Source organism: Brevibacillus sp. DP1.3A (genome assembly GCF_013284245.2).
Lineage (GTDB): Bacteria > Bacillota > Bacilli > Brevibacillales > Brevibacillaceae > Brevibacillus.
Map to the genome: position 1 here is coordinate 2,215,001 of NZ_CP085876.1, position 12,335 is coordinate 2,227,335.

Here is a 12,335-nt window from a genome sequence, read left to right on the forward strand (position 1 = left end):
CCCTCCGGGTTCGGCGGTTCGAATCCGTCTCTCCCCACCATTTTTCATGAGCCATTAGCTCAGTTGGTAGAGCATCTGACTTTTAATCAGAGGGTCGAAGGTTCGAGTCCTTCATGGCTCACCAGTTTTTACAAACCCGAAAAGTGAAAGTCAGCTTATTAACAGATCTGGCTACTTGGATGGGAATATGCGGTCGTGGCGGAATGGCAGACGCGCTGGCTTCAGGTGCCAGTGGTGGCAACACCGTGGAGGTTCAAGTCCTCTCGACCGCACCAATCAACTTCTTCTTACAATGCGGACGTAGCTCAATTGGTAGAGCGTCGCCTTGCCAAGGCGAAGGTCGAGGGTTCGAGACCCTTCGTCCGCTCCATAACATGTGCCCTTAGCTCAGCTGGATAGAGCGTTTGACTACGAATCAAAAGGTCGGGAGTTCGAATCTCTCAGGGCACGCTTCTTTACTACAAAAGTGAAGAAGATATAATGTCGGGAAGTAGCTCAGCTTGGTAGAGTACTTGGCTTGGGACCAAGGGGTCGCAGGTTCGAATCCTGTCTTCCCGACCATGATTTGCCCACGTTTTACAGGTTTGCCGGGGTGGCGGAATGGGCAGACGCAACAGACTTAAAATCTGTCGGGAGTTTCTCCCGTACCGGTTCAAGTCCGGTCCTCGGCACCAGCATCTATTTTGATGCGGGTGTAGTTCAATGGTAGAACTCCAGCCTTCCAAGCTGGTCGCGTGGGTTCGATTCCCATCACCCGCTCCATACATAAAGCAGAGAGCCAATTGGTTCTCTGCTTTTTTATGTCTAGGAAAGCAGGACTATTTTTACTTGAGGCAAAAGTATGAAGGCTTATCCAATAGTTGAATAGATAAGCCTTTGTTCAATACAGGTATAAATTTTTGTCGAAAGCTGTCTGACGTTTTCTATGGTAGCAACATATGTTTTCGTGTACAGTAAAACTAAGGTCGCTTACCGATGAAATTGGTAACGGATCTCTTGCCTTGCCTCCTGCCTTGTCAGGGGGCTTTTTTGCGTGATACAAAAGAGAGCGACCTAGAGAGCTTCCAATCGCGGACCAACTTCCTGGGCATTCGCAATCGGCAGAGAAACGATAAAGCGTGTGCGTTTTTCATTGGAATCACAATGGATCGTACCTTGATGCTTTTCGATAATATTTTTGCAGATGGACAAGCCGATACCTGTCCCATTTTGTTTAGTCGTAAAGAATGGTTGGAAAAGATTTTCCACGATCTCGGGTGGAATCCTTTCGCCATTGTTTTCCACACTCAAATAGAGCCATCCATCTGAAGAAGTGGAAATGACATGAATATACTTGTCTGTGCGATTTTGTACGGCGTCAATGGCATTGTTTAATAGATTGACGACAACTTGCTTCAAGCCTTCTTCATAACATGCGAGTGAGCAGGGGTGGATTTGTTTTTCAAAACGTATGTTTTCTCCCACGAGGCGAGGCGTAATCAGCATCTCTACTTCTTCAAGCAGTTCTTCTACTTGAACGGTTTTAAAGATTTCATCGAGAATTGGTTTTTTTGAAAAGCTGAGGAATCCGGTCAGTTGCCGATGTAAATTCTCAAATTCATGCATGACGACTTGGATATACGTCTGAAGCTGGGCCTGTTCCTGTGTAGACTCGCCGATCAGCTTCAGGAACCCTTCAATGGCGCACAACGGATTGCGCAGCTCATGAGCCATATTGGCGGCTATTTTACCGAGCATGGTCAGTTTGTCGTTATGCAAATAGGAGATCGTTTCTTCCTTCTGGACCAGCTCTTTATTAATCATTTGTTCAAAATGATAAACAGCCCAGAACACACTTTCATCCATGGCCTTGCCCAGTTGGCTTTCCAAATAGTGCATTTCTTGTGAGGAGAGGGACCATCTCTGTAATTCCGGTTGGAGAACCCGCCAGAATACATTCCGGTACAATTGATACGTGCGCAAAATGGAGGAGAAGGGGAATTCCTGAGAACGAAGCCACTCTCCCATATCTAATGCCCAAGTCTGCATGTCATGATCTACATCCTCAACCAGATAGCGAGCCAAGAGCACTGTTCGTTTTTCTGCAAAATCGCGAGGAATGGTTACAGGAATTTCCATGCTGCGAACAATTTCTTGCAGCCATATTGTGGTGATACTTGGTGTTAAGTCTAAAATCTTCCTTGAAACGTCATAAAGGTTTAGCGTCACGGTCTCCACCATCTCTTATCCACCCCACTAAAATCGTAAGGGAAAATGCCTAATTTAGACAAGGTATAATTAGCCTGATTTCGCAATAAAATGTATTTTTTTCGGAAGTTTTTATCTACAAAATCCGCTGAAAACCGCCTTTTTTCGGAAAAATATTCAATCATGAGTCCGATTCCAGTCGCATAAAGTAGAATGGACGAACTTTATTGGACCAGGGAGGCAGGGATGGGCGAGTATTTTTGGCTGGGTCTTGTACACATCTTTATGATCGATCTGGTATTAAGCAGCGACAATGCTGTGGTCATAGGTATGGCCTGCCGCGGACTCCCAAGAAATGAGAGAAAACGGGCGATTTTATATGGGACATTGGGTGCAATCCTCTTGCGAATTGTGCTAACGGGAATGACTACCTGGATGTTGGATATTCCTCTCGTGAAGGCAATCGGGGGATTATTATTGCTATGGATAGCATGTAAGCTGATGCTGGGTGAGAATGAAGAGCTCGCAAACGTATCGCATAATCAGACAATTGGTCAGGCAGTCAGGACTATCATAGTAGCAGATTTTGTCATGAGTTTGGACAATGTTTTGGCAGTTGGTGGAGCAGCACATGGCGATTTATGGTTAGTTTTGCTGGGGTTAGCGATGAGCATTCCACTATTAATGTGGGGAAGTGTGTGGATTGCCCGCATGATGAATCGTTTTCCCAGTATGGTCATCATTGGCGGCGGAATTCTTACCTTTACAGCCGTTGAAATGTGTCTTCAGGATCCGTATGTCTGGAAGTGGGTGAATCCTTTGCTTCTCAATCATATGTGGTTGCCCGTATTTGCTGCCGTAGTAGTTATGTTTTGGGGGCGGATGAAAAGGACGTGAAAAGGTGATGAGGATTGTACATTGTTGGGCATACTACAACAAAGGTCATGGCCGTTTTGCGAAAATGTAAGTGGTCACATCCAGCTTAATGAAAACATAGCGGGAAAGGAACTATTTCGAAATGAATACAAGCCTCTTGATGCTATGGGGATACTGGGATGAAATCTACCAGCGTTGCACCAGACTTACCTATATTGAGAAAGGGAACAATATATTTCGGGTTGTTGTTTTACGCTATCGGGGAGAGCCACTTGTTACTACCGATAACTGCATCATTCATGACGGGGATTTGATTTTAAAGCTACATATACACAATTATTACTTTGCTACATTGTGCAAAGGAGTGAAGGATGAACTGCGCGTGGCACTTCTTTTGCGAAGACATATCCTCCAATCACTGCCGAAGCTAGCCACGTTCCTGGATTCGATGGAAGATAAGGATCAAATAAAAGGGATAGTGGGAACGACCATGCTACATAAAGGGGTAACACCTTTGGGCTTCTCCATTTCTGATGTGCCCATGACCTGGTTTTTTCGATACAAGCGATGGTACTTGCGTCTCATGCTCAGAATCGTGCATCCCAATGGAAAGCGACGATTGCAATCATGGAATCATGAAAGGCCCCTAAAGCGTGTTTATATGTCCAAGGAATTTTTACTAAATCGATATGCTGAGGGCAAGCAGCCTCTAGGAGAGTCCTACTAATGCCAAAGCGGTTTCTGTTAGTGACAGAGGAATGGGCAGGGAGTGGTCATCGGATGGCTGCCGAAGCTCTGCAAGAAGTTTTACTGGAAAGTGAGGGTGCACGATCGGCGCGAGTGGTGGGAGGGCTAAAAACCGCCAGTCCAGGCCTACGTGTGCTCTCTCATTTTTTTTATCGCAATATGCTGCGCTACGGTCAACCCGTGTGGCAACGCATCTATGAACAGGATGAAATGCTGAGCAGTGCATTGAGCAAAGCTCTGGGATGGTGGCTATCCGCAAAATTTACCAATCAACTGTTGCAAGAAGAGAAGCCAGATGTCGTCATTGCTACGCATGCATACTGCTTGTCCGCATTGGCAGAAGCGAAGAAAAGGGTGTCCAAGCCTTTCCAGCTCGTTTGTGTGCCCACGGACTTCCATATTAATCGGTTCTGGGTTCATCCAGAAATTGATGCATACATGGTGGCACATGAGCAAATTGCACAAATTCTAATCGAACGCTATGGGATTGCCCCTGAAAAAATCCATGTTTATGGCATTCCAGTTCGGCCTGCTTTTACGACAGCGTTGCATACCGACAAAGCGGCTTGGAAAAAACAGCTTGGACTTGTGCCAGATCAATTCACCGTGTTGATTGGTGGCGGAGAAGGTGGTTATGGTGGAGTGGAGCAGGTCGTACGAGAGTTGCTGTTGGAAGAGCAACCATTGCAGATCGTAGTCGTGACTGGGAAGAATACAAGCCTGTACAGACGACTGACGGGCCTGTTAGGTACGGAGATCACTGACCATCGTTTTATACTGAAAGGGTTTGAGCCGCAAATGTGGCAGTGGATTGGAGCAGCTGACGCCTATATAACGAAGCCAGGTGGCATTTCGTGTGCGGAGTCACTTGCTCTTAAGACACCGCTCATTTTATTTCACCCATTGCCCGGACAAGAAAAGCATAATTGCTCCTTTTTACTCGAGCAACAAGCGGCGATCTTGGCTGAAACGGCAGTAGAAATCAAAGAAATCATCAGGTCATGGCGTCAGCCTGAAAAAAGGGATGCTTTTGTAGGAGGTTTGGACAAGCTGGGGCGACCAGAAGCAGCTCATCGAATAGCCCATGCCCTGCTCCAATTAACAGACTAAAATTGGAAGAAAAAAAGAACGAATGAACAAGCAAAACTTCACACATATTAAACTTACAAACGACGAGGAGGTGATATAAATGGCGAACAACAACAGATCCAGTAACAATCTGGTGGTTCCTCAAGCAAACCAAGCTCTGGACCAACTGAAATACGAAATCGCATCCGAATTCGGTGTTCAGCTTGGACCAGACACCACTTCCCGTCAAAACGGTTCAGTTGGAGGAGAGATTACAAAACGTCTTGTCTCCTTTGCTGAGCAACAACTGGCTGGACGTGGCTAATCTCATAAGCTGGATGAAGGGAGGCACCTATGGTGTCTCTCTTTTTATTTTTCTAATAAGAGGTAATTATTTACAGATGAAAATAGGGAAGACCTCCGCATAAATAATGGGTGGAGGCGGATTCTATATGTGTTAGGAGGTGAGTGGATATGACAGTAGGAGCACAAGTGAAACAAACGCTTGCCAGCTTGAAAGGCGCACAAGCAGATTTTGAAACGTTTGCTCTGAGCACGCAAAACAAGAAAGCGAAGCAACTGTATTCGCAAGCAGCAGAGCAAACGCAATCCATTGTAGATAACCTCCAGCAGCGTGTAACGGAGCTGGAAAAGGAAGAACCACAGTTTAAGGGATTCTAGTGGAAGTGTTGGGAAAGGGAGAGGGACTTCCTCTCTCTTGGTTTTACTATCTATAACAATCACCTCAGGTGATGGAGGTGGCTTATGCCTGACTGGTTAACTATCATGCTGCGTGCCATTGGCGCAGTTGCGTACTTATTTTTATTGACGAAGATTATTGGGAAAAGGCAAATCAAGCAACTTACATACATCGAATACATTGTCGGCATCAGCATCGGTTCGATTGCGGCCTTCATGGCAACCGAAATGGATGGACCGATCTATCATAGTTTGATCGGCATGGGGGTTTTTGCGCTTTTCCCTTATTTAATGGAGTGGCTTTCACTCAAGAGTAAGTTTCTCCGTGACCTATTTGAAGGGAAATCAACGGTTCTCATCAAGGAAGGCAAGATTTTGGAAGACAATCTGAAAAAGGAACGCTTGACAGCGGAAGACTTGATGGAACAATTACGAATCAAAAACGTGTTCCGAGTAGCCGATGTAGAGTTTGCGTTAATGGAGACAAGTGGGGAAGTCAGTGTCTTATTAAAATCAGAGAGTCAGCCGGTAACCCCCAAACACCTTGAATTGACAGTGGCACCTTCGGAAGAGAATCAAGTGGTCATTATGGATGGGGTGATCATGGACGAGCCTCTGGCAACAGCAGGTCTGAATCGCAGATGGGTTCGCACGGAGCTGCAAAAAGCGGGAGTGGCTTTGGAAAATGTTTTCCTCGGCCAAGTAGACAAAGGTGGAGAGCTCTATCTCGACCTGTATGACGATAAACTGATGGTTCCTGGTGCCCAAGCGATGAAGCTGGCTTTTGCTACATTGAAAAAATGTCAGGCGGATCTCGAGTTGTATGCACTCAATACAAAAAATGAACAAATGAAGCGTACCTACCAAACCGATTCGGAACAGCTACAACAGATTATCGATGGAGTAAAACCGTTCCTGATACGGTAAAAAGGAGTAAGTGACATGGCAGATCAAAAAAAGAAAAAGCTGACCCCCGTCCAGCAGGAATATCAGCAATTGGCAAAGACGCACGAGCCTCCGCGACCGCTTTTACGCAATTTTACCCGGGCATTTTTAGTGGGGGGCGGCATTTGTATGATCGGACAAGGGATACAAGAAATGTTCATTCACTACTTCGATTTTACGGAGAAAACTGCTGGGAATCCTACAGTAGCTGTCTTGATCATTCTTTCGGCTCTTTTGACCGGTCTAGGACTATATGACCGGATTGCCCAATGGGCTGGGGCGGGTACGAGTGTGCCGGTTACGGGTTTTGCCAACTCAATTGCATCTGCAGCGATTGAGCATCGCAGCGAAGGATTTGTGCTGGGAGTCGGCGGTAACATGTTCAAACTCGCGGGGTCAGTGATTGTGTTTGGAGTGGCGGCGGCATTCGTCGTTGGCTTGATCAAAACCTTGTTTACGATGGGAGGCTGACGGATGCGCCAAGGTCATCAGTCTTGGGTCTTTCCTTTAAAACCTGTCATTCTCGGTCACGCTGCGATTGGTGGGCCTTTTGAGGCTAAGGGACCGTTAGCCGACGACTTTGATATCCTGCACGGTGACTTGTCGATTGGCCAAGATAGTTGGGAAAAGGCGGAGAAAGTCCTGCTAGAAGAAGCGTGCTCGAAAGCGATGGAGAAAGCGGGGCTCACGAAAGAGCAAATAAACTTTATGCTTGCCGGGGATTTAATGAACCAGATCATCTCTGCCAGCTTTTCGGCCCGAACGCTTTCGATTCCGTTTCTGGGGATTTTCGGAGCGTGCTCAACAGCGATGGAAGGCTTGGCCTTGGCTGCTCTCATGGTGAATAGTCAAGCTGCTGATTACGTCTTGGCTGCTACCTCCAGTCACAATGGGGCTGCGGAAAAGCAATATCGTTATCCAACGGAGTATGGCTCACAGAAGCCCCCAACGGCACAATGGACAGTGACGGGAGCAGGGGCTGCTGTTGTAGCCAGTCAGGGTAAGGGATTGCGGATTACGGGAGCCACCATCGGGCATATAGTCGATATGGGATTGACAGACCCATTCAATATGGGAGCAGCGATGGCTCCTGCCGCGTTATCCACGATTGAGTCGCATTTCCGAGACTTTCAGCTCCCTCACGACCATTATGATTTGATCGTAACAGGCGATTTAGGACGAACGGGCCATGCCATTTTATCTGATCTATTGCCCAAGCATCACATGCAAGTTCCCTTAGAGCGCTATGTCGATTGCGGGAAGCTCATTTATGGAGAAAATCCAAATGTGTGGTCGGGTGGAAGCGGATGCGGCTGTATCGCTACAGTGACGTACGGGCACCTACTTCGGCGGATGAAGGAAGGAGAATGGAAGCGAATCTTGCTGGTTGCCACGGGAGCCCTCTTATCCCCGTTGACCTTCCAGCAGGGAGAAAGCATTCCTTGCATCGCCCATGCCGTGGCTGTTGAGTCGGAGCAACTTGGAGAGTGATACCATGATGTTTTTGTGGGCGTTTCTCGTAGGAGGAACGATTTGCTTAATCGGTCAATTTCTCATGGATGTCGTCAAGCTCACACCTGCCCATACGATGTCCTCTCTTGTTGTCACTGGGGCAGTGCTAGACGGACTCGGTCTATACGAGCCACTGGTTAATTTTGCCGGAGCAGGAGCGACAGTACCCATCACGAGCTTTGGAAATGCACTGGTGCACGGGGCAATGGCGGAGGCCGAGAAGCATGGGGTAATAGGCATTATTACTGGCATTTTTGAAGTGACGAGTGCGGGGATTTCGGCTGCTATCGTCTTCGGATTTATCACGGCAGTCTTGTTCCGTCCAAAAGGATAATAGCAGGTACATGTTGCCACTTGTGCCAAAATACTTGAATTGAACCTACTTTCGCCAACTTGTAGAATGAGTTGGGTAAAGGAGGGAACAATTTATGTGGTGGAGCAAGAAAGCAGTAACAACCTTACTTGCTGCCTTTATGGCTGTAGCGTTTATTTTCCCGGCCGACTCCCTGGCAGCCACACAGATTCAGCGTGGTAGTGTGAACGGGGATGTATGGGATTTGCAGTATCGTTTGCAGATGCTGGGCTACTACAATGGCAAAATGGATGGCATTTACGGAGCGAATACAACAAAGGCCGTCAGACAGTTTCAAAAAGCATACGGATTACAGATTGACGGTATCACTGGTCCACATACATGGCGCGTTCTAAAGAAAGTGTCGGTAAATAAAGCGGAAATGCAGATGCTGGCACAGCTGGTCTATTCCGAAGCACGCGGAGAACCTTATGAGGGCCAAGTAGCTGTGGCTGCGGTTGCGTTAAACCGTGTCCAGTCCAAAAACTTTCCCAATACACTTGCGGGTGTCATCTTTGAGCCATTAGCGTTTACCGCTGTAGATGATGGACAATTCTGGATGACTCCTAACAAGACTGCTTACAAGGCAGCTTGGGATGCTGTACGAGGATGGGACCCGACTAACCATTCTCTTTACTACTTTAACCCTGTTACGGCGACCTCCAAATGGATTTGGTCTCGTACACAAGTGAAAAAGATCGGCAAACACATTTTTTCCATTTAACCACTGTTCATGCAGCCCTTGAAACAGTATTCGTCATGATGCTGTTCGAGGGCTTTCCTTTTTACTGGAAACTATTGTTCATTGTTTTTGCAAAATAGTTCGATAAAATGATACGAAAGGATTCGCAAATTTCCCCATGGAGGTTGATGATGAAGAAACGGATGATCCTTGCCTCGCTGGCAGCCTTTTTGCTCATAGGTACACCAGTTGTCGAGGCAGAAACAACGAAAATGAACGAAACACCTTATGTAGACATTAGCGGCCATTGGGCAGAACAAGAAATCAATCAACTTTACATAGCCGACGTAATTGGTCAAAACGAATATTTTCGACCTGATGACAACGTGACATTGGGTGAACTTCTTACGATGTTTGTGAATGCGAAAAGTATTGAACCTCTTGGCAATAAGCAATCATCCTTTGCGGACGTACCGGCAAACAGCTGGCTGTCGTCCTATGCAGAGACGGCCTATCGACTGGGAATTGTCCATGGGCAAAAGCAGGGGAATCACCTGTACTTACATCCGGATGCCCCAGTAAAAAGAGCAGAGCTCGCCTCTATTCTGGTAAGAACGATGGGGGACAGCGGAGTAGTCAATAACTTGAAGTGGTCTACGACGATCCAGAGATTGAACCAATACCCGGATGGGAACAACGTGAAAGAGAAAGAGCAACGCCCACTCGTTTACGCCATGCAAAACGGGTTAATGAGTGCCTATGAGGACGGTACATTGAAGCCAAACAAGTACATGACGAGAGCCGAAGCAGCCACATATGCGGCCCTTCACTTGCTTCCGGATAAGCCGAGAACGACAAAAGCTCTCGCAAACGGAACACCTTTTCGCCAGGAATTAACGGTACAAACGACTGCTTACAGCTACACGAACGACAAGATCCTGTCGTATCTGGAGTATCCACTGCGCGAAGGTGTTGTAGCGGTTGATCCAAATGTCATCCCGCTTGGTACGCACTTGTACATCGATGGCTACGGCTATGCAGTGGCAGCTGATATCGGTGGTGCGGTAAAGCAACGCCATGTGGATCTGTATCTTCCGACGTTGAACGAAGCTGAAAATCATGGCTTGCAAAAAGGCGTCAAAGTATACGTGCTTGACTAATAAAAATGCTGATCATATTTCCTGCTCTTTCCACTCATACTAACGTGGAAGGGGTGGGATTTTTTCATGGTATGGGTGTTGCTAGGATTGCTTGGTTTATTTGTCCTACTAGTGATCACGCCAATACAGTTGACGTGTTTATACAGTCGCGAAGGTGATAATGATCAATTGGAGATTACGATTGCAGCTTGGGGTATCATTCGCAGGAAATACGAAATTCCCATTCTCCTCTTGAAAATGACAGAAGCTGGGCCTGAGCTTGTTGCAAAGGTGGAAACGATCCAGCATGGAAGCAAGCTTCGGGAAAAGGTCAAAGATTTTACGCGGAGACAAGTGAAGATATGGTATCGCAATTATCGTGACGTGCTGGAAAGAGTACGTGACTTGCTGCCTTTGCTAAAAGACCTGTTCAAACAAATTCGCTGTACGAAGTTAGAATGGCATACGTTGTTGGGCACAGGTCAGGCAGCGGAAACAGGGGCGCTGACAGGACTAATCTGGGGAGTAAAAAGCCTGATAGTCGGGATTCTCTCCCACTCCATCTCTTTACAGACGAAGCCTGCCATGAGTGTACAGCCTGTCTGGAACCAAGCACTTCTACATACGAAAGTTCAAGCGGTGTTGCATTTTTATTTGGGCCAGTTCGTTTTCTATGCGCTAAAAGTTTTTCTGCGGATTCGAAAAAATAAACAGCGAAAATGGCAAGCTGCGCCTACGCGTGCTTAATCACAAATGTGAGAGCATATATATTTATTCCCTTGTGCAGGGTACATGCTCCGGATTTGTTGGGGGAATGATAAAACATGAAACAGATAGGAAGGAGGAGCGACAAATATGGCAGACCACCCGATTCAAGGCCTCATGAGAACAGCGATGGAAAATCTCAAGCAAATGGTGGACGTGAATACAATCATTGGTGATCCTGTTGAGACACCTGACGGTAGTGTCATTCTTCCGATCTCCAAGGTAGGATTTGGTTTCGCGGCCGGGGGTAGTGAGTTCCAATACGATCACCATCATAATGGGCACCAACACACTCAACAGCATGAACATACTGGTCACCCATTTGGTGGGGGTAGTGGGGGCGGTGTCTCCATCACACCTGTAGCATTTTTGGTCGTGGGCAAACAAGGAATTCGTTCGATTCCGCTTGAAAATACGACCCATCTCTATGACCGGATTTTGGATTCTGTTCCGCAAATCGTGGATAAAGTTCAGGGGATGTTTACCAAATCGGATGAACCTACTGTTTATTCCAATACGATAATTGCCAGAGCAGAAGAACAAGATTTGGAAGACCTTATGGATCGAAAGTAAGGAAAACACAAAACAGGTATGCTCCACAAACGGGGCATACCTGTTTTTTCGATAGTAGGCGTATGACATTACCAGAGTTCGTTTACATACAAGCCTGTTTTCGCAACATGCTGATAATGAAGGCTCGAGCTGGAGGAGGCGATATAAGGATGGAGGGCCATCGCTTCCTCGTAATAACGGGAAAAGGAGCCGAGGGGCTTGCTTTGCAATCCCAACGTACCTGCTCTGAATGCTTGGGCTACACGCTCCATTGTATTTCTATAGTCCACATAGCGGGTCTGTACGGCCTCCAACCATTTCTCATTATCCATTTCCAGTTGTCCATCTGGTAACAGCTTGATTCCAAACGTTTGGAGTTTTTCCTCTTCATCTTTTGCCACTTGAGCGAATGCATCCAGCTTTTGCGTCGTCAAGGTATCTGCTTTTTCCGCAAGAAATAGCTGTAGGCGATTATTTTTACTTACTAACGACTGTGTTCGCTCATACAATAGCTCAATGTCAGGTTCAGCCTCGCTGTCTTTCCCGGCGGCAATCAATTCCCGAGCACTCTTCTCCAAATCTGAGGAAAACCGGTACAGACGCGATAAGGAATCGGAAAGCTCCGTTGTCCATTGCTGCTGACGAGTGTAGTACGGCTGCAAATTATAACGGAAGATCGGGTTGACTGGCGTGCTTAATTTTGCCTGAAGCATATGGGAATGATAGCGCCCTACCCGCTGCGTAAATGGAACATGGCTGACTCGATTCGTTTTCATGTCGATCACCTCCTCATAAGCAAATGGAATGAATC

General features: G+C 46.8%; 15 protein-coding genes and 8 tRNA genes (1 of these 23 cut by a window edge). 21 read left to right on the forward strand and 2 right to left on the reverse strand.

All coding sequences use genetic code 11. The features are described 5' to 3' along the window. The 8 genes from HP399_RS10240 to HP399_RS10275 form a co-directional block, all read left to right on the forward strand. Nucleotides 1–40 (forward strand) — tRNA-Tyr (locus tag HP399_RS10240); it begins 45 nt to the left of the window's first position. An 8-nt stretch (nt 41–48) separates the two neighbouring features. Beyond that, a tRNA-Lys gene (locus HP399_RS10245) sits at nt 49–124 on the forward strand. A 65-nt stretch (nt 125–189) separates the two neighbouring features. Then, nucleotides 190–275, forward strand: a tRNA-Leu gene (locus HP399_RS10250). 19 nt (nt 276–294) lie between these two features. After that, nucleotides 295–370: transfer RNA gene (locus HP399_RS10255), tRNA-Gly, on the forward strand. Nucleotides 371–376: 6 nt separating this feature from the next. After that, nucleotides 377–450 (forward strand) — tRNA-Arg (locus HP399_RS10260). 34 nt (nt 451–484) lie between these two features. Beyond that, nucleotides 485–561, forward strand: a tRNA-Pro gene (locus HP399_RS10265). A gap of 25 nt (nt 562–586) precedes the next feature. Beyond that, nucleotides 587–674, forward strand: a tRNA-Leu gene (locus HP399_RS10270). A 14-nt stretch (nt 675–688) separates the two neighbouring features. After that, nucleotides 689–762: transfer RNA gene (locus HP399_RS10275), tRNA-Gly, on the forward strand. Between the two features lie 291 nt (nt 763–1,053). Here the strand turns inward: HP399_RS10275 and HP399_RS10280 are convergent. Then, a complete protein-coding gene (locus HP399_RS10280; RefSeq protein WP_173617016.1) occupies nt 1,054–2,220 on the reverse strand; it encodes a sensor histidine kinase in 1,167 nt (388 codons plus the stop codon). 213 nt (nt 2,221–2,433) lie between these two features. Here HP399_RS10280 and HP399_RS10285 point away from each other — a divergent pair, with 213 nt between their 5' ends. From HP399_RS10285 to ytfJ, 13 genes are all read left to right on the forward strand, one after another. Beyond that, complete coding sequence (locus tag HP399_RS10285) at nt 2,434–3,084, forward strand: TerC family protein (protein ID WP_173617017.1); 651 nt, start codon at nt 2,434–2,436, stop codon at nt 3,082–3,084. 121 nt (nt 3,085–3,205) lie between these two features. Continuing rightward, nucleotides 3,206–3,790, forward strand: a complete 585-nt coding sequence (locus HP399_RS10290) for a YkoP family protein (protein ID WP_173617018.1) — start codon at nt 3,206–3,208, stop codon at nt 3,788–3,790. After that, nucleotides 3,790–4,920: an MGDG synthase family glycosyltransferase gene (locus tag HP399_RS10295; RefSeq protein WP_173617019.1), complete on the forward strand. Its 1,131-nt coding sequence runs from the start codon at nt 3,790–3,792 to the stop codon at nt 4,918–4,920. The genes HP399_RS10290 and HP399_RS10295 overlap by 1 nt, the downstream gene beginning before the upstream one ends. Nucleotides 4,921–4,999: 79 nt before the next feature. Continuing rightward, nucleotides 5,000–5,203: an alpha/beta-type small acid-soluble spore protein gene (locus tag HP399_RS10300; protein WP_007717155.1), complete on the forward strand. Its 204-nt coding sequence runs from the start codon at nt 5,000–5,002 to the stop codon at nt 5,201–5,203. Between the two features lie 149 nt (nt 5,204–5,352). Then, on the forward strand, nt 5,353–5,559 hold the full coding sequence (locus tag HP399_RS10305) for a DUF1657 domain-containing protein (RefSeq protein ID WP_007717150.1): 207 nt from the start codon (nt 5,353–5,355) through the stop codon (nt 5,557–5,559). 84 nt (nt 5,560–5,643) lie between these two features. Next, the gene (locus tag HP399_RS10310) at nt 5,644–6,504 is read left to right on the forward strand and encodes a DUF421 domain-containing protein (protein ID WP_173617020.1); all 861 of its coding nucleotides are present in this window, start codon (nt 5,644–5,646) and stop codon (nt 6,502–6,504) included. 15 nt (nt 6,505–6,519) lie between these two features. Continuing rightward, complete coding sequence (spoVAC, locus tag HP399_RS10315) at nt 6,520–6,993, forward strand: stage V sporulation protein AC (RefSeq protein ID WP_088908679.1); 474 nt, start codon at nt 6,520–6,522, stop codon at nt 6,991–6,993. 3 nt (nt 6,994–6,996) lie between these two features. Beyond that, nucleotides 6,997–8,013 carry a stage V sporulation protein AD gene (spoVAD, locus tag HP399_RS10320; RefSeq protein WP_173617021.1) on the forward strand — a complete coding sequence of 339 codons (1,017 nt, stop codon included), beginning with the start codon at nt 6,997–6,999 and terminating at the stop codon, nt 8,011–8,013. Nucleotides 8,014–8,017: 4 nt separating this feature from the next. Next, complete coding sequence (spoVAE, locus tag HP399_RS10325) at nt 8,018–8,368, forward strand: stage V sporulation protein AE (protein WP_007717126.1); 351 nt, start codon at nt 8,018–8,020, stop codon at nt 8,366–8,368. A gap of 94 nt (nt 8,369–8,462) precedes the next feature. Further along, the gene (sleB, locus tag HP399_RS10330; protein WP_173617022.1) at nt 8,463–9,110 is read left to right on the forward strand and encodes a spore cortex-lytic enzyme; all 648 of its coding nucleotides are present in this window, start codon (nt 8,463–8,465) and stop codon (nt 9,108–9,110) included. A 146-nt stretch (nt 9,111–9,256) separates the two neighbouring features. Further along, on the forward strand, nt 9,257–10,228 hold the full coding sequence (locus tag HP399_RS10335; protein ID WP_228088491.1) for an S-layer homology domain-containing protein: 972 nt from the start codon (nt 9,257–9,259) through the stop codon (nt 10,226–10,228). Between the two features lie 66 nt (nt 10,229–10,294). Further along, complete coding sequence (locus HP399_RS10340; RefSeq protein ID WP_173617023.1) at nt 10,295–10,954, forward strand: DUF2953 domain-containing protein; 660 nt, start codon at nt 10,295–10,297, stop codon at nt 10,952–10,954. A gap of 108 nt (nt 10,955–11,062) precedes the next feature. After that, nucleotides 11,063–11,545 carry a GerW family sporulation protein gene (gene ytfJ / locus HP399_RS10345; protein ID WP_173617024.1) on the forward strand — a complete coding sequence of 161 codons (483 nt, stop codon included), beginning with the start codon at nt 11,063–11,065 and terminating at the stop codon, nt 11,543–11,545. Nucleotides 11,546–11,613: 68 nt separating this feature from the next. On the opposite strand, the gene HP399_RS10350 is transcribed toward ytfJ, so the two are convergent. Further along, a complete protein-coding gene (locus HP399_RS10350) occupies nt 11,614–12,300 on the reverse strand; it encodes a hypothetical protein (protein WP_173617025.1) in 687 nt (228 codons plus the stop codon). Between the last annotated feature and the right edge of the window lie 35 nt (nt 12,301–12,335).